This window comes from Chryseobacterium sp. ON_d1 (assembly GCF_006829085.1).
In the GTDB taxonomy this organism is placed as follows: Bacteria; Bacteroidota; Bacteroidia; order Flavobacteriales; family Weeksellaceae; genus Chryseobacterium.
On sequence record NZ_BJTC01000001.1, the window covers coordinates 608,166 to 631,004 of the forward strand.

Below are 22,839 nucleotides of genomic sequence, written 5' to 3' on the forward strand. Positions count from 1 at the left end.
TATGAAAAAAATATTCATTACAATATGCTTCCTTTCATTAATCGTTTCATGTTCGTCTGATCTTTTGAATGTAAATCCGGAAGCACAGAAAGTTTCATCACAATTTTATACCAACGCTTCTGAAATCGAGCAGGGTATTATTTCAGTCTATGGATCCCTTCAGTATACGGGACAGTATCAGCTGGCAATGCCGGCTTTAGGTGAGCTGCCTTCTGATAACACCTATGATGAGGTGCCTGCCAATGATTCTTTTACGTATGGTGAGCTGGATTTTTTTACCATTCAGCCTAATAACAGCCTTATTGCGAGTGCCTGGAAAGACAATTATATCGGAATTCAGCAGGCGAATATTATTCTGACCAGGATTGATAAAATTCCTGATATGACTGATGCACTGAAGAATATAAGGATTGGCGAAATGAAATTTCTGAGAGCGCTCATGTATTTTAATCTCGTGAGAATTTATGGAGATGTTCCACTTGTTTTAAAAGAAACTACGAATGTTAATGATTATTTTGGACAGCCAAGAACCCCTGTAACAGAGGTATATTCAGCTATAGAAAAAGATCTGAAGGATGCCATTAATCTCTTGCCGGCTACTGCCGCTCAAAAAGGGAGAGTGACCAAAGGTGCTGCTTTGGGGATTTTGGGTAAAGTGCTTCTGACGCAGAAAAAATTTGCTGAGTCATTGACCTATCTGAGTCAGGTGGAACCTTTGGGCTACCAGCTTTTGACCGATGTCAATAAAATTTTTGACGTTGCCAATAAAAATAATGCTGAAATTATTTTCGATGTCCAGTTTACATCCGGCTTAAACGGAAATTCTGAAGGAAGTACGGCATTTCAGATGTTCAGTCCCTCCGGATCTGTTTCAGGTGCGAAAGGCCATAATCTTCCTACTAAAGAAGTCTATAATCTTTATTCTGCCGGAGATACAAGACGTTCTGCATATATCGGACTTACTTCAAACGGAGTCCCTTTCAGTAAAAAGCTGGTAAAAACTTCGAACACCATTGCGGATGGGGGCAGCAATTTTGTAGTGCTGCGGTTAGCTGATGTTTTTCTGATGATGGCAGAATGCTTTGCAGAGCAGAATGACTTTGCCAATGCCAATATATATGTAAATAAAATTAAAGGGAGAGCAGGGATTGCCCCTGTCAGTCTTTCCACAAAAGACAGCCTGCTTAATGAGATTGACCGCGAAAGAAGGCTGGAGTTTGTAGGGGAGGGACACCGTTGGTTTGACCTCCTCAGAACCGGAAAAGCAATCTCAGTGATGACAGCTTACTTTAATAATAACGCAGGATACAGTACGGCACAGATCAAACCCTATCATCTTCTGATGCCTGTCCCACAGGGACAGATCAATACAGACCCTGCCATTAAACAAAATCCCGGATATTAATAAAAAACTTGAATTATGCTAAACAATACATTATTACCATTATTTTTTCTTGTATTCTCTTCTCTGTTTGCTGCACAGCACAGGAATGTTTCACTCTCTGAGTTTCCCGATGACAAAGTAATGGTGGTTGCTCACCGGGGTGATTGGAGAGAGGCTCCTGAAAATTCAGCGTGGGCTATAAAAAAAGCCATTGAAAAAGGAGTTGATATGGCTGAAATAGATCTTGCCATGACAAAAGACAGTGTTTTGATCCTTATGCACGATAATACCATTGACAGAACAACAACAGGAAAAGGAAAACCTTCTAACTTTACACTGGAAGAAATTAAAAAACTGCACCTTAGAGATGGATTGGGAGTGGAAACACAAATGAAAGTTCCCACGTTACAGGAAATTCTTGAGATCTCGGAAGGAAAAATTCTTCTGAACCTGGATAAAGGCTTTGATTATATAAAACAGGTATATCCTTTAGTGAAAAAACGAAATATGCTTGATCAGGTTTTATTTAAAGGTCATGAATCTTATACTGAATTTAATCAGAAATACGGTGATATAAAAAAAGATATTCACTATATGCCGATTATACAGCTGAGCAAAAGTGAAGATCTTAAAAAGATCTCAGAATATATCAAAAACTATAAGGTTTATGGTTTTGAATTTACAGTAGGGACAACAGAAAAGAATCTGATTGATTTTAAAGAATTGAGAGCAAAAAAGGTCAAAATATGGGTAAATGCATTATGGCCTCATCATAACGCCGGAAATAATGATGATCTTGTTCTGGATAATCCTGATGTTTATGACTGGTATATTCATAAAGGCATAAACATTATTCAGACGGACAGGCCGAAAGAGCTGATCAGTTACTTGAAACGTAAAAAACTTTATTTTTAGAAACTCCTGAGCTGAAATTGAATATTTCAGCTCTTTTTATTGCTAAAGATACCTCATCAAACCTGACCTAATGCCCCTAACATATCAATTTCCCCAAAAGGTCCATACCGAACCATTAAAGACAGCAAGTTGTTTTTTGGTGGTGTCATAAACCATCATTCCTGCCGCCGGAGAAATAATATTAAGGTGAGGGCTTGCGACTTTAGGCAGGATCATCGCTTTATTTTGATCTTCAAGAACAAGAATGCCGGGAGTGGAAGAGGGAGTTCCTATGGATACCTTTGCACCGGGGTGATCATTTAAAACATCCTGCAGGCTGGTATCGGCTGCTCCGGAAGAGTCTACGGAAAGGTCTTTCCAGCCGGTATCCTGGAATACTTTTACCTTTTTATCTGCAATATCGAAGATCAGGGTTCCTTCAACAGGATTTTGTACATCCGTTGTACTGCTCACCCACGGAAGTACTATTCCTCTGTTTTCCGTCCCGAATTCTAAAGACGACGATTCAGATTCCAATGTTGTTTTTCCTATTGCTACCTGTGAATAAAAGCAGCTTGACAATGGGAGAAGGAGCAGTATAATTATTTTTTTCATAATTCAGTTTTTTATTAATCAGGACAGGTTTGATTATTAAAGCATTTCCATCCGCCAGGAGTTCCGTCAATATTCACCTGAAGACAATGTTGAGTGGTGTTGTAAACGATCATTCCTTCTTTTACATCTGAAGCAGGAATAGCAGCTACTTGTGTATCTGTAAGCCTGTTGATGACCAAGCCTTTCGTTTTTGATTCCAGCACAGTCCATGCTCCCTTTCTGGCACCAGGCCAGCTGCTGTCTCCGGAATTGGCTCTTTGGAGGGCCGTAATTCCATGATTTGCAGGGAGAGCAGTTCCGGCTGTTAAAGCAGGCTTATAACATGGAACCGCACCGGGTACGATGATCGTATCAGTTGCTGTATCACAGTTTGAAGGTGATGCCGCCTGGCATATCTGGTATTCCAGCGTATACGTTCCTGGAGGAGTTCCCGGAGCTACATTTATGTATCCGGTTCCCGGATCAAGATTAATGTTGGTGGTGGTTGTGGAAATCTGGGAAAGGATTACATTGGTAAGTGTAGCCTGAGCACCGTTGTATGTTTCAAAATCATTATCGAGAACATTTCCTGCAGAAGAGCTGCCTGCGGGAATGGTATAAGTATCCTCTACCGCCATGGGAGGCAGCTCTGCGTTGATGGTAGGGCAAAAACCTACTGAAGTGACCATCGGTGCGCTGCAGCTGTTGGTTGAAGCACAGTCATACGTTACGTTTGACAGCATGACAGGATTGCTGTTCAGAAAAACAGTTCCGGCATTGGATGGACCTGAATTTCGTTTAAAATCAAGATTCGGTCCTATGGATACATTATTTACCTGTATCGGGTTCTGAACTTCAAAATAACCTTTTTTACTGGCAGATGCCGGACCATGTATAGCAGCATTTCCTCCCTGATACTGATTGATCAGAAACCGTCCTTCATTATACAGTATGGCATCAGCCGGTGCATTGTTCATATTTCCTGTAGAAGAAAATACGCCAAAATTATATATTTCACTGGAGTTACCGGATAGATTGATATCTCCTCCGGCGGTAAAAGTTCCGGTATTGATAATTTTTCCGCCATTTATATTAAAACCGCTTGCAGAATTGATCGTTCCGCAGTTGAGATAAAAGCTCTGTTCGTTGTTGCTGTAGTTACCAAGAATGGAAATAGAACCTGTCTTCTGGTTTCTGAACTGTGTCATTGCAGAATTGCTCATATTAATATTACCGTTGATATTTAATGTGCCATAATTATCAACAATATTATCTGTATTATCCCCAAACTGAAGAACTCCTATATTTATAATGCCTTCATTGACAATTCGGTTGTTTTGTCCTACAATATTCATATTACCGTTCCCTCCACCGACAATAATGGTTCCCGTATCATATATGTGTACATCCAGATCTGCTACAGTAGTTGTGGCCTGATTGAATACCAGTGAACCATGTACGTCAAAAAAGACAGGTGCGTTGGATACTCCGCTTATATTATTTTGAAATATTACCAATGCGTTTGTTCCGATGCATATTTTAGTATTGGCTCCAAAAGTTGGATTGTCAAAAGTTGTTGTGGTTGTGATACACACCGTTGTATTGTCAGGAAAATGATAATTGGGATCCGTGGGATTGGTTATAGTACATCCTGTACATTGAGCACTAACACTAAAAGGGAAAAATATAAAGAATAAATAAAGATAATATTTCATTTTGTGGTGTGTTATATCCAAAAATAATTAAAATATTTTAATATTGTTTGTCTTGAATGATACTTTTTTTGCCGGAAATTGATAAAAATAAGACGTATTAATTTTATATTATATAACAGTTAATATTATAAGGCATTTTGAATGACTTCTTCATATTTAAAATAATACCACCAAAGCAAAAAATGTTTTGGTGGTACGGTTATTCTTTACCCTGAGTAAATGCAGATAATCAGTTAGAATAAGCGCTTACTTTTTACAGATAGGATTACATAAAAAGATAAATGAACCTTTGGAAAATCTATTCAATATTTAAATTAACGCCATAAAGAAAGTCGAACTGTTTACGGGTAATATTATCAGGAGTGCACCGAACCAGAAAATTACGGAGGAGGCTGCAAGGCAGACTCTTCACACTGGTAAGACGGCCCAGCATCCAGGATGCATCTACAACCCGTTGGGCACGTTTTAACCGTCTTGCCTGGTATTTGGCGAAAGCAGTTGAAGGACCAGATTCCCTGCTTAGATAGGCAGCGAGTATATAAGCATCTTCAATTGCCTGGCTGGCTCCCTGTCCCAGATTGGGAGTAGAAGCGTGGGCTGCATCTCCTACTAATACAACATTGTCCCGATACCATTGGTTAAGAGGATGTATATCATAAAGATCTCCATGTATCAGAGTCTCAGCATTCAGTTTTTTTGCTATATCCTGTATATGCTGGTCAAAAGGCATTAATTCTTGTTGTATATAGGAGAGTGCCTCGTTGGGGGTAAACCGGCTCCCTGCGTCCATGGCTTTGGTCATCCAGAAATATGCCTGATTGACACCTACCTGTGAAATGGATACACGTACACCACCTTTACGGCTCCATACTTCTCCACTTCTTGATTGTTCTGCTGATGGAAGAGTGGTATTGATAATGGCCCGCCAGCAGGTCTGACCTGAATAGCGATATTGCGCTTTAGCTACATGCTGTTCCCGTATGACAGACCGGATACCATCCGCACCTATGATCACATCCGCATGATCAGTGGTACCATCATCAAAATATACCGTATTGTTTTTAATATCTACGCATCTTTTACCAAGATGTATAGTCTGTTTTACAGCATTCATCAGAATCTGTTGTAAGGTACCACGATGTATGGCTTGAGTAGCATTACCATAGCGCTTTTTAATGTCTGTATTATCAATATTTTGCAGAAGGTTGCCTTTTATGTCTTTTATAAATACAGATTCGAGAAATATGGAATTATCTTTTACTATTTCTGCCAATCCCAGACGCTCATAGACATTCATTGCATTACCACCTAACCATATACCTGCTCCCACGGCTTTAAGCTCTGTTGCCGCTTCGTAGATTTCAAAAGGGATTTTGTTGTGCTGTAAAGCAATAGCAGTGGTAAGCCCTCCTATGCCTGCACCGATGATGATTACTTTCATAATTTCTATATTTTAGTACAAATGTACTAAAAATTTCCACACTTGTACATTTGTACTAAAATTTTTATTTTCGCTGTTATGAATACAAAAGAAAAAATACTGATTACTTCTACTCATTTATTCAATGAGCAGGGTATAGATGTAATAACGATCCGGCATATTGCTAAAGAAATGGGAATCAGTCACAGTAATATTCAGTATTATTTTAAGAATGCTGATGATATCATTGCCACCATCTATAATAACCATATTAAGGAACTGGATGAATTACCTGTATTCAAAAATCTAACTCTTGATGCATTAAAATCATCCATAGTACTGGTCATGGAGCATATTTATAAATACCGGTTTATATATATACATTTTGTAGTAATTGCCAGACGTTTACCTTCTGTGAAAAAAGAATATGCCAAACGGTTTGCTATCCGCCAGCAGCAGTTTATGGATCTGTTTGCTTATTATCGCGAAGAAGGTATTATGCGAAAGGATATTCCCATTCCTGTGTGGGAAAGCTTAATCAACAATATTTATATCATTGGAGATTTTTGGATTTCAGCTAATGAACTCAATACCATGTTAAAAGGAAGAAAAGCAGTTGATTATTATGGTAGGCTGATTGAACAATTGTTTTATCCTTATTTAACTGAATTGGGAAAGTCACAGATAACATTGTCCAAGTGACAGAATACGGTCTTCCAGGATTGCTGGGGCATATAAATAGGTAAGGTATTCTTTAATTCAGCCTGCTTAGTTAAATTTTCTGGAGGCCAAATTTTGTATCTGTAAAAACATGACGCTGTGTCAGAAGTCAAATAATTTGGCTTTTGTCACTGACTACATCGAACCCTCGATTTCTGACGAAGGAAGAATCTCATTGATAACCAGAAGCATGAGATTCTTCATTACAGTTCATTTCATCAGAGTGACACTTTTGAGACAGTTTCTTGTTTCTTTTTGATGAGATCTTCAAAGTCCAGTATCTCAATTTATTAAGCCGTTTAGCAACTATGTGAAAGTGATCTTATATAGATGGATACAGCCACATCGCTTTTTTGCTTTTGTATCCGGGTAATCTTAATCTATAAATTCATTGTTTCATAAAACTTTTGCTGCTGGACTAGGAAAAGTGGTAAAAAAAAGGAGGGTTTTAGTTGCATTTTGATAATAAAAAGTGTGTTTTTTACATTTTTTTTTCAGTCAAAATGAAAAAAAAAATCATTCTTCTTATCATACTATTTATTCAAAAAAAAAAGATCATTTTTTTGACGTTATGCTGTTGCAATTAATTGTTAATTCATGTCTTATGAAATAACTAAGTGTAAAATTAATGATAACCTTATCATATTTTTTATACAATTGATATCATAAAAAATCGATATGTAATGTATTGATATGCAGTAGATAATGATTGATTTGTTTTTTTTATTCAGATGAATTTTTATATTTGTAATGTTACCAAAATGTTAACGAACTAATGAATCAAAACTTTATCCATACCTATGTCTCTGTGGACTGTGTTGTTTTCGGATTCGACCATGAAAACCGGTTGAATATATTATTAGTACAGCGCCATGTTGATGATGTTCCCTTGGAAAAACAGATCAAACTGCCAGGTAGTTTGATTTTCAGCGATGAAGATGTAGATGATGCCGCTCAAAGAGTTCTTCATGAACTTACCGGAATCAAAAAAATGGTTCTTAAACAGTTCAAATGCTTTGCAGATCCAATGAGAGCAAGTAATGTACATGATATAAAATGGATGGATAAAGAGTATAAACATCATATAGACAGAATCATTACAGTAGCATATCTTTCTCTCTGCAAAATAGATCATAAGATCAACAGCACAAAATATGATACCGTAGACTGGTATCCTATTGATGAGGTTCCGGCGTTGCCATTTGATCATAACAAAATCATCAGTGAATCTCTGATTGAGATCAGAAAATGGATTGAATCTGATTTCTCCATTATTTTTGAACTGCTGCCAAAAAGGTTTACCATAAGACAGCTTTATCAGCTCTACAGTGCTCTGAGTGAAAAGAATATTGATATTAAGAATTTCCATAAAAAAATATCTTCCTTCCCCTACATTGTTCCTTTGGATGAGATTCAGAAAGATGTCTCACACCGTGCAGCAAGATATTACAGATTTGATGCGAAAATCTACAAGAAAAACAATACAAAACTTATAAAATAATTCCTTTAAAAAATTATGTACTTACTAGGCTATGACATTGGCAGTTCTTCTGTGAAAGTTTGTCTCATCGAGGCATCCAGTGGAAAAGTGATTGCTTCTGAATTTTCTCCCAAAAAAGAAATGAAAATCACTGCTATAAATCCAGGATGGGCAGAGCAAAATCCAGTTGACTGGTGGATCAATCTGAAGTTGGCTCATGAAGCTGTCATGCATGAATCCGGTGTACATGCTGAAGATATTAAAGGAATTGGAATCACCTGGCAGATGCATGGGCTGATTCTGGTAGATAAAGATCAGAATCTTTTAAGACCGTCAATTATATGGTGTGACAGCCGTGCTGTTCCTTATGGAGAAAAAGCTTTTAAGGAAATAGGGGAAGAGAAATGTTTATCACATCTTTTAAATTCACCGGGAAATTTTACTGCATCAAAGCTTGCATGGGTAAAAGAAAACGAGCCTGAAATTTTTGAAAAAATAGATAAAATAATGCTTCCGGGAGACTATATTGCGATGAGACTTTCCGGACAGATCGGAATGACCATCGAAGGATTATCAGAAGGAATATTCTGGGATTTTAAAAACAACTGCATATCGGAAGATATCATTAATCACTATGGAATTCCCAAAAGTTTTTTCCCGGAAATTGTACCTACATTTGGGATTCAGGCAACCGTTTCAAAAGCAGCAGCTGAAGAATTAGGCTTAAAAGAAGGTACCCCTATCTCTTACAGAGCCGGTGACCAGCCCAACAATGCGCTTTCCCTGAATGTTTTTAACCCGGGTGAAATTGCCTCTACAGCAGGAACTTCCGGAGTAGTGTACGGAGTTCTGGATCAGCTGGAATATGATAAATTGTCAAGAGTAAATACATTTGCCCATGTCAACTACACACCGGAACAGATCAGGCTGGGCGTTTTACTGTGTATCAACGGAACCGGTATTTTAAATTCCTGGCTGAAGCATAATTTTGCAACCTCACTTTCTTCTTATGGTGATATGAATGATATGGCTTCACTTTCACCGATTGGCTCAAAAGGATTAAGCATTATTCCTTTTGGAAACGGGGCCGAAAGAGTGCTGGAAAATAAAGATACAAGCTGTTCTATTCATGGAATTAACTTCAATATACATACTAAGGGAGATATACTGCGTGCAGCGCAGGAAGGTATTGTATTCTCTTACGAATACGGAATGGATATCATGAGAAATATCGGAATGGATATTCAGGTGATCCGTGCAGGAAATGCCAACATGTTTTTAAGTTCAATTTTTCGCCAGTCGCTATCCAGTGTCAGCAATGCGGTCATTGAACTTTATGATACCGATGGAGCGGTAGGGGCAGCAAGAGCTGCCGGAATGGGAATAGGGTTTTACTCAGATTCCAGAGAAGCATTTTCTTCACTCGAACAAATAGCGGTGATAGAGCCTGAACACGAAAAACGAGAACAATATTTAGAAGCCTATGGCAGATGGAAACATCATCTTAACGAAATAATCTAGGACAATTACAACCGTATTTTTCATCCTCTTACTGACTTTTAAGACGCAGTGAGAAGGGTATCTCTACGCAAAAATTTAAAATTAAATTAAAAATAATCAAATAAATATGAACACTTTAACAGGTACAAAAGAGTTTTTTACGGGTATTGAAAAAATTAAGTTTGAAGGGAAGGAGAGCAAGAACCCGTTGGCATTCCGCTATTATGATGCGGAAAAGATCGTGATGGGAAAACCTATGAAAGACTGGACAAGATTTGCGATGGCATGGTGGCACACCCTGTGTGCAAACGGAAGTGATCCGTTCGGAGGTCCTACCATCCACCACCCATGGGATATCGGAAATGATGCTGTGACCAGAGCAATGCATAAAATGGACGCAGGCTTTGAATTCATGTCTAAAATGGGCTTCAGTTATTACTGCTTCCATGATATCGATTTGGTAGATCCTGCGGATAACTGGAAAGACTATGAGAAGAATATGCAGGCGATTGTAGAATACGCAAAACAAAAGCAGCAGGAAACCGGAATTAAGCTTTTATGGGGAACAGCCAATGTTTTCACGCATGAAAGATACATGAACGGCGCTTCTACCAATCCAAATTTTGATGTAGTGGCATGCGCAGGAACCCAGGTGAAAAATTCAATAGATGCTACCATAGCACTTGGAGGTGAAAATTACGTTTTCTGGGGAGGAAGAGAAGGATATATGAGCCTTTTAAACACGGATATGAAACGTGAAAAAGACCATCTGGCCCGTTTTCTTTCCATGTCAAGAGACTATGCACGCCAGCAAGGCTTTAAAGGAACTTTCCTGATCGAGCCAAAGCCGATGGAACCTACCAAACATCAGTACGATTATGACTCTGAAACAGTAATAGGATTTCTTAGACATTACGGATTAGACAAAGATTTTAAACTGAACATCGAAGTAAACCATGCTACATTGGCGGGGCACACGTTCGAGCATGAACTTCAGGTTGCAGTAGATGCAGGACTTCTAGGAAGCATTGATGCCAACAGAGGAGATTATCAGAACGGATGGGATACCGACCAATTCCCGATTGATTACTATGACATGGTTCAGGCATGGCTTGTACTGCTTCCGGCAGGAGGACTGGGAACAGGAGGCGTAAATTTTGATGCCAAAATCAGAAGAAATTCTATTGATGCTGAAGATTTATTCATTTCACACATTTCAGGAATGGATGTATTCGCAAAAGGTCTTCTTGCTGCAGCTGATATTCTTGAAAATTCGGATTACAAAAAACTGAGAACAAACCGCTACGCTTCTTTTGATAACGGAAATGGAAAAGCATTCGAGGAGGGTACACTTACACTGGAAGATCTTCAGAGAATCGCTCACGAAATAGGCGAACCACAGCCAAAAAGCGGAAAACAGGAATTGTTTGAAGCCATCGTGAATATGTATATATAATAATAAAATAAAAGGCTAATAAACACTAAGGATTTTTATAAACTATAATTATTAAAACAGCCTTTTATTCAACAACTAATACTAAAAATAATAATTATGAACCGATTTTATTTCAATAAAAGCAATAGAGCGGCATTATTTTTTGCAATGACTTTATTGCCTTCCGGTATTGCATATTCACAGGTTAAAAAAGATACAGTAGCTAAGGAGAATAAAATAGATGAAGTTGTTGTGATAGGATATGGAACCCAGAGAAAAGAAGCTGTAACAGGTTCCGTTGCTACTGTTAAAGGAGATGCTTTGCGTGAAGTGCCTTCTGCCAACATTACCCAGGCATTACAGGGAAGAACAGCAGGGGTAGATATCTCACAAACCTCTACAAAACCGGGTGCTGCCATGCAGATCCGTATCAGGGGAACAAGGTCTCTGACCGGAGATAATAACCCGTTGATTGTATTGGATGGTATTCCTTTTGTGGGATCACTGGGAGATATCAGCTCAAGTGATATCAAAAGTATTGACATCCTGAAAGATGCCTCAGCTACAGCCATCTATGGGTCAAGAGGAGCAAACGGGGTTATTCTCGTTACCACCAACAGAGGAGCAAAAGGGCAGAGGCCTAAATTTACCTATAACACCTTTACAGGAGTTCAGACTCTGTTTTCAAAATATCCTATGATGGATGGCCCTCAGTTTGCAAAATTGCGTGCTTATGCCATTCCTGCTGGAAATACGACGCCTTTGTATTCCAATGGGGTGGATGAGAACAACAGTGTTAATACAGACTGGCAAAGCCTGTACTATAAGCCGGCAATGATGACCAGCCATGATATCGGGGTTTCAGGAGGAACAGAAGGTGGAAACTATAATGTGGGATTATCTTATTTTAAGCAAAATGCATTAATTCCGCTTCAGAGTTATGAAAGATTTGCCCTGCGTACAGCTATCGATCAGCAGGTAGGTTCTTCTTTCAGATTTGGTTTTACCACCAATACCAACTATTCTGTCTCCCAGGGAAATGGAGTAAATCCGGGAGCAGTTCTGGGATATTCTCCTATTGCCAATCCTTATAATTCGGATGGAAGCCTTAAAAGAGTAATGAGTACGGCTGGTGGAATTGATCAGACATGGATTTATACCAGAAGAAGTCTGGAAAATCTGGGAGATAAATATATTGATGAAACCAAGGCTTTTGCATCCTATAATAATCTTTATGGTGAGGTCAACCTGCCAATCAAAGGATTGAAATACCGATTGAATGTAGGTTTGGATTTCCGTACCTCAAACAGCGGAAACTATGCCGGTGTAGGAGTTTTCAATACCAATGCACAGGGACCCTCAGCGGCAGGAAGAGGAAATAACCAGACTTATCACTGGGTGTTGGAAAACCTTTTGACTTATGACCGTACATTTGGTAAGCATAAGATTAATGCTGTAGCATTATATTCTGCGGAAGGAAATAAGTATACAAGCTCATATATGAGTGCAAAGAACGTTCCGGCAGACTTTTTCCAGTATTATAACTTAGGACAGTCACCACAGGCAGATATTACCGTAAGACCTGAAGATCAGATTTATTGGAAAACAGGTTTGCTGTCTGGAATGGGAAGAATCATGTATACCTATGACAACAAGTATATGCTGACAGCAACACTTCGTGCAGATGGGTCTTCAAGACTGGCTCCGGGTAACAAATGGCATACTTATCCTGCATTATCATTAGGATGGAATGTTACCAACGAATCTTTCATGCAGAATATTAAAGCTATTAATCTCCTTAAATTCAGAGCGGGATGGGGACAGACTTCCAATCAGGCTGTAAATCCGTATTCCACACTGGGAGCACTTACAGTTACTCCTTATAATTTTGGAGGGACCAACAGTACAGGAGTTTATGTAAGCCAGGCACCAAATCCTAATCTTGGCTGGGAATATTCAAAAACCCAAAACTATGGGGTAGACTTCGGCCTGTTTAACAATCGTCTTACAGGAAGTGTGGAATATTACAAAACCCATACATATGACCTGTTGACACAGAAAAGCCTTCCGCCATCCACAGCCATAGGTTCTATTGTATCCAATGTGGCAGAAACAGAAAATAAAGGTTTTGAAGTAAGTCTTAACGGGGTCATTTTTGATAACCCGGATGGGTTTACCTGGGAGGCCGGAATTAACTTCTATACCAACAGAAACAAAATTTTATCTCTTGCATCCGGAACACCGCGTGATGTTAATAACTTATGGTTTGTAGGGCATAATATCAACTCTTTATATGATTATCAGTATATAGGGCTTTGGCAGGCCGGAGATCCTTACCAGAATATTCTGGAACCAGGAACAGCAGCTGATGTTGTAGGATCTATTAAAGTGCTGTATACAGGAGGTTATAATCCTGACGGGACGCCGGTAAGAGCCATAGGACCTGATGACAGACAGATCTTTGATACCGCTCCGAAATTTCAGGGAGGATTCAATATGCGTTTTGCCTATAAGAATTTTGAACTTAGTACGGTAGGAGCTTTTCAGCATGGAGGAATCCTGATAAGCTCTCTATACGGATCTGCAAGTTATCTTAACAGATTAACAGGTCGTGGTAATAACGTGGATGTTGACTATTGGACAGAAGATAATACAGGTGCCTACTTTCCGCGTCCCGGACGTCATTTAAGTGGTGACAATCCAAAGTATTCTTCCACTTTGGCAATGTTTGATGCTTCCTATCTTAAGCTTCGTACCATAACATTAGGGTATAATATCGATAAAGACTTTTTAAAGGATTTGAAGATCACCAGTTTAAGAATCTACTTTACGGTAACCAATCCTGTGGTATTATTTTCTCCTTATCATAAATTCTCAGGAATGGATCCGGAACCTAACTCTTTAGGTAATGAAAACCAGGCTGTAAGCGGATATCAATCGAGACAGCCGATTATTGGAACCAATAACCCTTCTACAAGAAATTATTTAATGGGACTTAACTTAACCTTTTAAAACCGGACAGTCATGATAAATTTTAATAAAAAACTGATAATTGGAGCCATCTTCTTATCACTTACATTTACAGGATGTAATGAAATTCTTGACGAGCAGCCAAGATCAAGCTACACCGTTGACTACTTTAATACACCGGACGGAATCAACCAGAGTTTTACTTCCCTGTACAGACAGCTGAGATTGCTGTATGGAAACGGATATTTTATGAGCAATTGCCAGAATGGAACGGATGAGTCTACCTGGGCACAAAGTGCTGATGGTAATTTTAAGGAATTGGATATGTCCGGAAACGGAATTATCAATTCCAATACTTTTCCAACAAGCATGATTTGGGGGTCGGTTTTCCCTTATATTAATACGGCTAACGGGATTATAGAAAAAGGACCGGGATTCGGAATTGCAGAATCTATGATTTCTGAAGCCAGGTTTTTCAGAGCATTCGACTATTTCATGCTGGTGCAGACCTATGGGGGAGTTCCATTGGATCTTGGAGCTGGAGAACTTAAGTTTAATACTTTACCTGCAACAATTTCCACAAGAAATACAGTTACTGAAGTTTATACAAAGGTGATTTTTCCAGATCTTGTTAAAGCTATTGATAATCTCCCTGCAGCACCAAGAGTAACAGGCGGAGTTACAAAGAATGTAGCAAGATTATTTCTTGCCAAAGCTTATCTTACTTATGGCTGGTGGCTGCAGAATCCTAACAATATACCTACTTATCCGGAAGTAGCGAGAAATGACCCTGACGGGCACAACGCCCAATGGTATTTTCAGCAGGCCTACGATATAGCTATGGCAGGAATTAATAACCCCGGAAGTTATGGCCTTCAGCCCACTTTTTATGATGTAAATGTTGGAGCTAATGACAGAAACAGTGAGTCTATGCTGTATGCAGACCACACACAGTCAAGCTCCTATTACAATGAAAGTGACCCTGTAGGATTTGGATCTGGCTGGGCCCCTGACAATTTTGCCGCCTGGATGCAGACATGGAATTATACAGCCATCAAAAGCAGCAAAACAACAGCATGGGCAGGAGCAGACGTGGTAAGCTCAATACAGCGTGAAGCAGCCCAACCTCTGGGACGCCCATGGGTACGTATGTGTCCTACTCTGGGAGTTATTAAAAATACTTTTGCCGATAAAACCAATGATTCCCGCTATGATGGAACTTTTGTAACCACTTACAGAGGAAACTGGAATAAAAACGGAACAGGGCTTACAGGTGTGGCCGTATTGTATAACGCCAATAACCTTCCGGTACAACCTGGAGGAGCTATCCTGAGTTTCCTTAATGATGACAGCCAGACCCCTACCTATCCTTCAGGATCAGGACAAAGCGGCGTAGGTGCAGGGACTCTGCCGGGAAGAGCAGACTGGGTGATTGCGCCAAACGGAATCAGCAGAATTGTATACCCGGGATTATGGAAGATAGGAACTTACCGTACTGATGATCCAAATGGTTTAGGATATCCGAATGCAGGATTAACCCGTCCTTTCAGCGTTGCCAAATTCTCAGAATTCTATTTTATTGCTGCGGAAGCAGCCGTTAAAGGAGCTTCAGGAGCGATGACAGCCAGAGATCTTATCAATGTCATTCGTGCCCGTGCCGGAAAATGGAAGTTCAATAATGCCCAGAATGCTGCTTATGTAGCAGATAACAGTGCAGCGATGACTGCTGCTACACCCGCTGTAATTACTATTGATTATATCCTTGCAGAGAGATCCCGTGAATATTACGGAGAATTTTACAGATGGTATGATCTGGTACGTACACAGAAATGGGGAGATTATGCAGCTACCTACCAGATCGGGGGAGCTTCTTATGGAGATCATACTCCACAGACAGTAACGAGAACCATCAAGCCTTTCCATTATCTGAGACCAATTCCTCAGAATCAGCTTGATGCAATGGAAGTTTCTGCTGATATTAAGGCAAAATATCAGAACCCCGGATACAATTAATTTCATTCTACATTCATATCAGCAACAGAGTAGGTGTGAAAGCACCTGCTTTGTTTACTGAATTAAAATTTAAAAATTATGGAAAAAACCTGGCGTTGGTTTGGAAAAAAAGACAAAATAGAACTGAGCACGCTTCGTCAAATAGGAGTAGAAGGAATTGTTTCTGCGCTGCATGATATCCCAAACGGAGAAATCTGGAATCCGGAGGCCATCAATGATTATAAAAACTATATAGAAAGCCACGGACTTCGCTGGTCTGTTGTGGAAAGTCTTCCCGTGAGTGAAGCTATCAAATACGGAGGTGAAGACCGTGACTCTTTAATAGAAAATTATATCACAAGCCTTGAAAATTTGGGTAAAGCAGGCATTACAACAGTTTGCTACAATTTTATGCCTGTTCTGGACTGGGCACGTACCGATCTTTTCCACGAATGGGAAGATGGTTCGTCATCCCTCTATTTCGACAAAGCCAAATTTGCGTACTTCGAAATTCATATCCTTCAAAGAGAAGGGGCAGAAAACGACTATAATCCGGAGATCCTTCAGAAGGTAGAAGAATTAAAAAATACATTAACGGAGAAAGATAACAATGACCTGATAGATTCAGTCATTGTAAAAACACAGGGATTCGTGAACGGAAATATCAAAGAAGGTGAAATAAATCCTGTGGAAAAGTTCAAAAGTTTATTGGAATTGTATGATGGTATCGATAAACATCAGCTTCGTCAGAACATGAAATATTTCCTTGAAAAAATAATGCCTGTCTGTGAAAAATGGAATATCCAGATGTGTGTACACCCTGATGATCCTCCGTTTTCACTATTGGGTTTACCAAGAATAGTGACCAATGAAGAAGATATTGACTGGCTTCTGCAGGCTGTTGACAATCCTCACAACGGGTTGACTTTCTGTGCGGGTTCTTTAAGTGCTAATCTTCAGAATGATGTTCCCAAGCTGGCTCAGAAATTTGCCCACCGGACGAAATTCGTTCACCTGAGAAGTACCAATGTCTTTGAAAATGGTGACTTCATCGAGGCCCATCACCTGGGAGGAAGAGGAAAACTCATCGACGTGATCCGTGTATTTGAAAAAGAAAACCCTGATCTGCCCATGAGAATTGACCACGGAAGACTTTTAACAGAAGATGTTGATAAAGGATATAATCCCGGCTATTCATTTTTGGGACGAATGCTGGCATTGGGTCAGATCGAAGGAGTAATGGCCGCAGTACAGTCGGAATTACAGAAAAATTAATCTGCGTTTGTAATAAAATAGTAAAAAGTAAAATGAAAGACCTGTTTAGTATTAAAGACAAAGTCGCAGTCATCACAGGGGCTTCAGGTGTTTTAGGAGGAAGTCTTGCTAAAAGTTTTATAGAGGCCGGCGCCAGAGTTGTGGCACTGGGAAGAAACCAGGAAACACTGGACGCACGTGTAAAAGAACTGACAGACTTGGGAGGAGATGCATTCGCTATAGAAGCCAATGTGATGGATATAGAAAGCCTTGAATCTGCTGCAGAGAAAATAAAGGAAAAATATGGCAGCATTGATATTCTGCTCAATATAGCCGGTGGAAATATTCCGGCTGCAACCTTATCTCCCGAACAGTCATTTTTTGATATGGATATGAAGGGATGGGCAGAAGTTACCGATCTTAATATCAACGGAACCGTTTACCCCAGCTATGTTTTCGGAAAAGTAATGGCTGAGCAGGGGAGTGGAAACATTATCAATATTTCTTCCATGGCTGCCTATTCAGCCATTACAAGAGTGGCAGGATATTCTGCAGCCAAATCAGCAATTACCAATTTTACCCAATGGCTGGCCTCTGATCTTGCATTAAAATTCGGAGATAAGATACGTGTGAATGCCGTGGCACCAGGATTTTTCATTGGAGATCAGAACCGTGCAATCCTTCTGAATCCGGACGGAAGTTTGACAGAGCGAAGTAAAAAAGTAATAGCCAAAACACCCATGAAGAGATTTGGAGAAGTAGAAGAGCTGAACGGTGTTGTACAGTTTCTGTGCTCAGAGGCAGCAAGTTTCATCACAGGCGCACTGATTCCTGTTGACGGAGGTTTCAGCGCCTTCAGTGGAGTATAAAAGTATAAAAACTAATTTCTTCATATATAATAATTGGAACAGGACCTTAATGGTTTCATTCAAGGTCTTGTTTTTAAAATGTAGACACCAAAGTGTTGTGAAAATCTTTGATTTTCATTTTATGTGAACTTTTCTGCAGAATTATTTTAAACTTTCTTAAGTGAGCTAAAGTGTTTTAAAATAAAGATTTTGTGACTTTGCAGAGTTTAAACAAGTTAATTAAAATCCAGGATTGTAAAAATAAATAATGAGTAATTCCATTAAAAATAAAAATGTTTTCGGAGAACTGTTTTTGCTTGAATCAGCAAAGGCAGAGAATCTGTATTTCGGCTATGCCAAAGAGATGCCGGTTATCGATTATCACAATCATCTTGAGCCGGATGTTATTTCGGCCAATCAGCATTTCCGCTCCCCAAACGCTATCTGGCTGGATGGTGACCATTACAAATGGAGAGCCATGAGAAACTTTGGTACTGATGAACAGTTTATTTCCGGAAATGCTTCAGATCAGGAAAAATTCAGGAAATGGGCAGAGGTAGTACCTTATACCCTTCGTAACCCCTTATTTCACTGGACTCATCTGGAACTCAAAAATCCTTTTGGAATCAGCGAGTATTTATCACCCAAAAATGCAGATACCGTGTATCATCAGATGAATGAAAGTCTGCAGACACCTGGTTTTTTGCCACAATCCATTATTGAAAATTTTAAAGTAGAAGCCTTATGTACTACAGATGATCCTGCTGATGATCTGGTTCATCATAAAGCATTAAAAAACAGTGGATTTAAAACAGCTGTTCTTCCGGCTTTCCGCCCTGATGCCTATATTAATATGATAAATCCCGAACAGTATCTTTCAGGAATTAAAAAGCTTGAAAAAGTCTGTGGGTTTTCAATCACTTCAGCTTCTGATCTGTTGAATGCACTTCAGTCCAGAATCAATTATTTTGTGGAAGCAGGGGCCAAAGTGGCCGATCACGGCTTTGAATATTTTCCGGATACCAAAAAGTGGAATCAAAACCTTGAAAAAGAGTTTTCCGAATTCCTGAAGGGCAATCTCTCAACATTTTCCGATCCTGAAGCTTTATGCGGCTATATGCTGAAAGAGCTTTGCAAAATGTATGCAGAAAAAGGCTGGGTACAGCAGTTTCATGTAGGGGCAACCCGAAACAACAATTCAGAAATGTTCAGAAAAATGGGTGCCAATGCAGGATACGATGCCATTGGAGAACCATATTACGCACAGAGAATGAGTATTTTGCTGGATGAACTGAATTCGGAAGAAAAGCTGACCAAAACTATTATTTACAATCTGAATCCGGCATTTAATGAAGTTCTGGCATCCCTTGCCGGAAATTTCAATGAAGGAGGCATCAAATCCAAAGTACAGTTTGGAGCAGCCTGGTGGTTTCTTGATCAGCTTGACGGGATGACCAAGCAGATGAATACGCTTTCCAATATCGGTCTGATCAGCACTTTTGTCGGCATGCTGACTGATTCCCGAAGCCTTTTATCATTCTCAAGACACGATTATTTCAGGAGGCTTTTATGCAATATGTTCGGAAGTGAAATGGAAAGAGGTCTTCTTCCCGATGACGAAAAATGGGTAGGAAAGATCATCCAGGATATCTGTTATCACAATACAAAAAATTATTTTGAAATATAAAATCATGCAGGATTCATCGAAAATATTATGTTTCGGGGAACTGCTTCTCCACTTTGCCCCGGATTCCGAAGGAAACTGGCTGAATGAGCAGTCTCTTAAGATGTATATAGGCGGAGCAGAATACAATGTAGCAGCAGCACTTTCCCAATGGAAAAATTCTGTCAAACTGTTATCAGCATTACCGGAGAATTTTGTAGCAAACCAGCTGGAATCTCAGCTTAACAGTAAAGGAATAGAAGTCCTTGCAGAAAAAACTCAGGGAAGAATAGGAACATTTTATCTTTCTTCTGATGGAGATATGCAGAATGCCTCAGTGGTGTACGACCGTTTTCCGTCTGTTTTTACCCAATCGGATTTTGAAACTTTCAGTGATGATGAGATATTTTCAGAGGTAAAATGGCTGCATATCAGTACCATCACACCGGCTTTGAGCGACAATGCATTCCGCAAATGTTTACAGATCATGAAAGAAGCCAGAACAAGAAATATTACGGTTTCTCTTGACCTGAATTACAGGGCGTTGCTTTGGCAAAACCAGAATCCTCACAAAATTAAAGAGCTGATGCCATTTGTGAACGTTCTCATGGGAAATATCTGGTCTGTTGGGCAGTTTCTGGATATTCCGGTTGAATATGAGCTTAACGGAAAATTTGATGATGAAAATCTTCTGAAACAGGCCGAAAAAACAGCATTGGAAATCAGAAGGCAATTTCCGGGGGTGGAAAAAATAGCCAATACCTTCCGCTTTACAAACGGAGAAAAGGTCAATTATTTTGCCACCTTATTTGCTGGTGAACAGCTTTTGATTTCAGAAAAATACAATTCAGATACAATTGAAGAAAGGGTAGGAAGCGGTGATTCTTTCATGGCCGCTTTGATTCATGGAATTTTAAAAGGAAATCCTGAACAGCAGGTTCTGGAAGATGCTACAAAAGTTGCTTTTAAAAAGCTTTTTGTAAAAGGAGATACCATTGATGAAAGCATTAATATCGAAACATTATGAATGAAATAGTACAAAAAATAAAAGACCAGAAAATCGTTCCGTTGTTTTATAACGAATCGTTTGAAGTCTCAAAAAATATCATAAAAGCTTTATACGAAGCAGGAATCCGTGTGATAGAATATACCAACCGCGGCCATCAGGCATTGGAAAATTTCACTAAGCTGAAAGAAATTTCCCATACAGAATTTCCTGGTCTTCTGTTAGGAATCGGGACGGTAAAAAATATACAGGAAATGGATGATTATGCTAACGTAAAATCAGATTTTATCATTACACCGGTTATCAGTGAAGCATTGGTGAAACATGCCCTTGAAAGAAATATCCTTTTGATTCCAGGGTGTTTTACCCCTTCCGATATCAATATTGCCTATCAGAATGGCTTAAAACTCGTTAAAATATTCCCAGCTGATGCTTTAGGGAAGAACTATATCAAATCGGTACAACCTGTTTTCCCGGGAATGAATTTCATGCCCACCGGAGGAATCCATGCAGAATTTGAAGATATTATGGAATGGCTCAATGGTGGCGCCGTAGCAGCAGGATTGGGAAGTTCCCTTATTGGAAAAGATTGTAATGAAGAAGAATTGACCCAGAAAACACAGAATTTATTACAACAACTTAATCATAATTAAATGCAGGCTCCTCAAAACCGCAATATAAGATGGTGGATGCTGTCCCTTGTCTTTCTCGCCACTACGATCAATTATCTTGACCGTCAGGTAATGGGTTTACTGAAACCTGTACTGGAAAAGGAATTCAGCTGGGACGAAAAAGATTACAGCTATATCGTCATGGCCTTTACCACGACTTATGCCATCGGTTATATGGCGATGGGAAGGTTTATAGACAGGGTGGGAACCAAAATCGGGTATGCGGTTTCCCTTATTGTATGGAGCTTGGCCTCTATAGGACACGGTTTTGTGAAAAGTACCATCGGGTTTATCATTGCGAGAAGTACCTTAGGCATCAGTGAGGCAGGGAACTTTCCTGCTGCCATCAAATCAGTGGCTGAATGGTTTCCCAAAAAAGAAAGAGCACTGGCAACCGGAATTTTTAACTCAGGAGCAACGGTGGGAGCTATTTTAGCGCCGTTATTGGTTCCGTTCATTCTCGGACATTACGGCTGGAGGCAGACTTTTGTATGGATCGGAGCCTTGGGTATGGTTTGGATTGTCCTTTGGTGGAAATTCTATGCCGTTCCGGAGAAAGCCAAAAATCTCAGTAAGGAAGAACTGCAGTATATAAAAAGCGATCAGGCTGAAAAAACAGAAGAGAAAACGAAAATTCCTTTATCGGAATTACTCAAATATAAAGTAACATGGTCATTTGCCATCGGTAAAATTTTAACTGATCCTATCTGGTATTTCTTCATGTTCTGGCTGCCGGCGTATTTTTCTGATGTATTCAAAATGGATTTAACAAAACCATCTCTTCCGTTAATTATTATTTACAGCGGAACCACGATCGGAAGTATTGGCGGAGGATATCTCTCATCATTTCTGATCAAAAAAGGCTGGGCCATCGGAAGAGCCAGAAGTGTTACAATGTTATTATTTGCTTTGATGGTGGTTCCGGTCATGTTCTCAAAATATGTAGATAATATGTGGATGATCACGGTTATCATTGCTTTTGCAACAGCCGCACACCAGGGTTGGGGTGCCAATCTTATGACCACGGTCGGAGACCAGTTACCCAACAGCTATGTCAGTTCTGTCATTGGTTTTGGCGGAATGCTCGGTTCTGCAGCAGGAATTATTTTTCCTTTGTTCATCGGAATCGTTTTGGACACATTCAAAAAGGCAGGAAACGTCAATGGCGGTTACAATATTATTTTCTTTATCGCAGGAATTTCATATGTTGCAGCCTGGGGACTCATTTCGTTGATCAACAGAAAGAAAACAGTTTAGTATAACAATAATATAGTTTGAAGTTTAAAAAGTAAA

General features: G+C 39.5%; 17 protein-coding genes. 14 read left to right on the top strand and 3 right to left on the bottom strand.

Translation table 11 applies throughout. The features are described 5' to 3' along the window. Position 1 precedes the first annotated feature (1 nt). Together CRS_RS02605 and CRS_RS02610 are read left to right on the top strand one after the other, a co-directional pair. Positions 2–1,405, top strand: a complete 1,404-nt coding sequence (locus CRS_RS02605; RefSeq protein ID WP_142722522.1) for a RagB/SusD family nutrient uptake outer membrane protein — start codon at positions 2–4, stop codon at positions 1,403–1,405. Between the two features lie 15 nt (positions 1,406–1,420). Next, entirely contained in the window at positions 1,421–2,299 is an 879-nt protein-coding gene (locus CRS_RS02610; protein ID WP_228451153.1) for a glycerophosphodiester phosphodiesterase family protein, read from the top strand. Between the two features lie 84 nt (positions 2,300–2,383). Here the strand turns inward: CRS_RS02610 and CRS_RS02615 are convergent, their stop codons facing one another. From CRS_RS02615 to CRS_RS02625, 3 genes are all read right to left on the bottom strand, one after another. Further along, complete coding sequence (locus CRS_RS02615) at positions 2,384–2,893, bottom strand: hypothetical protein (RefSeq protein WP_142722523.1); 510 nt, start codon at positions 2,891–2,893, stop codon at positions 2,384–2,386. Between the two features lie 14 nt (positions 2,894–2,907). Beyond that, complete coding sequence (locus CRS_RS02620) at positions 2,908–4,587, bottom strand: hypothetical protein (protein WP_142722524.1); 1,680 nt, start codon at positions 4,585–4,587, stop codon at positions 2,908–2,910. 298 nt (positions 4,588–4,885) lie between these two features. Continuing rightward, complete coding sequence (locus CRS_RS02625) at positions 4,886–6,028, bottom strand: FAD-dependent monooxygenase (RefSeq protein ID WP_142722525.1); 1,143 nt, start codon at positions 6,026–6,028, stop codon at positions 4,886–4,888. 78 nt (positions 6,029–6,106) lie between these two features. Between CRS_RS02625 and CRS_RS02630 the strand changes: the two genes are divergently transcribed. The 12 genes from CRS_RS02630 to CRS_RS02685 all read left to right on the top strand — a co-directional run bounded on the left by CRS_RS02630 (position 6,107) and on the right by CRS_RS02685 (position 22,803). Then, positions 6,107–6,709 (top strand): TetR/AcrR family transcriptional regulator, encoded by a 603-nt coding sequence (locus tag CRS_RS02630; RefSeq protein ID WP_142722526.1) that lies wholly within the window; start codon positions 6,107–6,109, stop codon positions 6,707–6,709. A gap of 793 nt (positions 6,710–7,502) precedes the next feature. After that, positions 7,503–8,228 (top strand): NUDIX domain-containing protein, encoded by a 726-nt coding sequence (locus tag CRS_RS02635; protein WP_142722527.1) that lies wholly within the window; start codon positions 7,503–7,505, stop codon positions 8,226–8,228. 15 nt (positions 8,229–8,243) lie between these two features. Then, a complete protein-coding gene (locus CRS_RS02640) occupies positions 8,244–9,728 on the top strand; it encodes a xylulokinase (RefSeq protein WP_142722528.1) in 1,485 nt (494 codons plus the stop codon). 106 nt (positions 9,729–9,834) lie between these two features. Beyond that, complete coding sequence (xylA, locus tag CRS_RS02645) at positions 9,835–11,163, top strand: xylose isomerase (protein ID WP_142722529.1); 1,329 nt, start codon at positions 9,835–9,837, stop codon at positions 11,161–11,163. A gap of 96 nt (positions 11,164–11,259) precedes the next feature. Continuing rightward, positions 11,260–14,154 (top strand): SusC/RagA family TonB-linked outer membrane protein, encoded by a 2,895-nt coding sequence (locus CRS_RS02650; RefSeq protein ID WP_142722530.1) that lies wholly within the window; start codon positions 11,260–11,262, stop codon positions 14,152–14,154. A 12-nt stretch (positions 14,155–14,166) separates the two neighbouring features. Continuing rightward, on the top strand, positions 14,167–16,125 hold the full coding sequence (locus CRS_RS02655) for a RagB/SusD family nutrient uptake outer membrane protein (RefSeq protein ID WP_142722531.1): 1,959 nt from the start codon (positions 14,167–14,169) through the stop codon (positions 16,123–16,125). A 78-nt stretch (positions 16,126–16,203) separates the two neighbouring features. After that, on the top strand, positions 16,204–17,379 hold the full coding sequence (uxuA, locus tag CRS_RS02660) for a mannonate dehydratase (RefSeq protein ID WP_142722532.1): 1,176 nt from the start codon (positions 16,204–16,206) through the stop codon (positions 17,377–17,379). Between the two features lie 32 nt (positions 17,380–17,411). Further along, on the top strand, positions 17,412–18,227 hold the full coding sequence (locus CRS_RS02665; RefSeq protein ID WP_142722533.1) for an SDR family oxidoreductase: 816 nt from the start codon (positions 17,412–17,414) through the stop codon (positions 18,225–18,227). Between the two features lie 247 nt (positions 18,228–18,474). After that, the gene (gene uxaC, locus CRS_RS02670; protein WP_142722534.1) at positions 18,475–19,893 is read left to right on the top strand and encodes a glucuronate isomerase; all 1,419 of its coding nucleotides are present in this window, start codon (positions 18,475–18,477) and stop codon (positions 19,891–19,893) included. A 4-nt stretch (positions 19,894–19,897) separates the two neighbouring features. Then, positions 19,898–20,896, top strand: coding sequence for a sugar kinase (locus CRS_RS02675; RefSeq protein ID WP_142722535.1), 999 nt, complete (start codon positions 19,898–19,900; stop codon positions 20,894–20,896). Further along, a complete protein-coding gene (locus CRS_RS02680; RefSeq protein ID WP_142722536.1) occupies positions 20,893–21,528 on the top strand; it encodes a bifunctional 4-hydroxy-2-oxoglutarate aldolase/2-dehydro-3-deoxy-phosphogluconate aldolase in 636 nt (211 codons plus the stop codon). Before CRS_RS02675 ends, CRS_RS02680 begins: the two co-directional genes overlap by 4 nt. Beyond that, entirely contained in the window at positions 21,529–22,803 is a 1,275-nt protein-coding gene (locus CRS_RS02685; protein WP_142722537.1) for an MFS transporter, read from the top strand. The last annotated feature ends 36 nt before the right edge of the window (positions 22,804–22,839 follow it).

Excerpts from the sequence above, each read along its gene's own strand:
- xylA (WP_142722529.1), top strand. The coding sequence starts at position 9,835 with ATGAACACTTTAACAGGTACAAAAGAGTTTTTTACGGGTATTGAAAAA.
- CRS_RS02610 (WP_228451153.1), top strand. The coding sequence starts at position 1,421 with ATGCTAAACAATACATTATTACCATTATTTTTTCTTGTATTCTCTTCT.
- CRS_RS02685 (WP_142722537.1), top strand. The coding sequence starts at position 21,529 with ATGCAGGCTCCTCAAAACCGCAATATAAGATGGTGGATGCTGTCCCTT.
- uxaC (WP_142722534.1), top strand. The coding sequence starts at position 18,475 with ATGAGTAATTCCATTAAAAATAAAAATGTTTTCGGAGAACTGTTTTTG.
- CRS_RS02665 (WP_142722533.1), top strand. The coding sequence starts at position 17,412 with ATGAAAGACCTGTTTAGTATTAAAGACAAAGTCGCAGTCATCACAGGG.
- CRS_RS02625 (WP_142722525.1), bottom strand. The coding sequence starts at position 6,028 with ATGAAAGTAATCATCATCGGTGCAGGCATAGGAGGGCTTACCACTGCT.
- CRS_RS02635 (WP_142722527.1), top strand. The coding sequence starts at position 7,503 with ATGAATCAAAACTTTATCCATACCTATGTCTCTGTGGACTGTGTTGTT.
- CRS_RS02605 (WP_142722522.1), top strand. The coding sequence starts at position 2 with ATGAAAAAAATATTCATTACAATATGCTTCCTTTCATTAATCGTTTCA.
- CRS_RS02655 (WP_142722531.1), top strand. The coding sequence starts at position 14,167 with ATGATAAATTTTAATAAAAAACTGATAATTGGAGCCATCTTCTTATCA.
- uxuA (WP_142722532.1), top strand. The coding sequence starts at position 16,204 with ATGGAAAAAACCTGGCGTTGGTTTGGAAAAAAAGACAAAATAGAACTG.
- CRS_RS02630 (WP_142722526.1), top strand. The coding sequence starts at position 6,107 with ATGAATACAAAAGAAAAAATACTGATTACTTCTACTCATTTATTCAAT.
- CRS_RS02615 (WP_142722523.1), bottom strand. The coding sequence starts at position 2,893 with ATGAAAAAAATAATTATACTGCTCCTTCTCCCATTGTCAAGCTGCTTT.
- CRS_RS02640 (WP_142722528.1), top strand. The coding sequence starts at position 8,244 with ATGTACTTACTAGGCTATGACATTGGCAGTTCTTCTGTGAAAGTTTGT.
- CRS_RS02675 (WP_142722535.1), top strand. The coding sequence starts at position 19,898 with ATGCAGGATTCATCGAAAATATTATGTTTCGGGGAACTGCTTCTCCAC.
- CRS_RS02680 (WP_142722536.1), top strand. The coding sequence starts at position 20,893 with ATGAATGAAATAGTACAAAAAATAAAAGACCAGAAAATCGTTCCGTTG.
- CRS_RS02620 (WP_142722524.1), bottom strand. The coding sequence starts at position 4,587 with ATGAAATATTATCTTTATTTATTCTTTATATTTTTCCCTTTTAGTGTT.
- CRS_RS02650 (WP_142722530.1), top strand. The coding sequence starts at position 11,260 with ATGAACCGATTTTATTTCAATAAAAGCAATAGAGCGGCATTATTTTTT.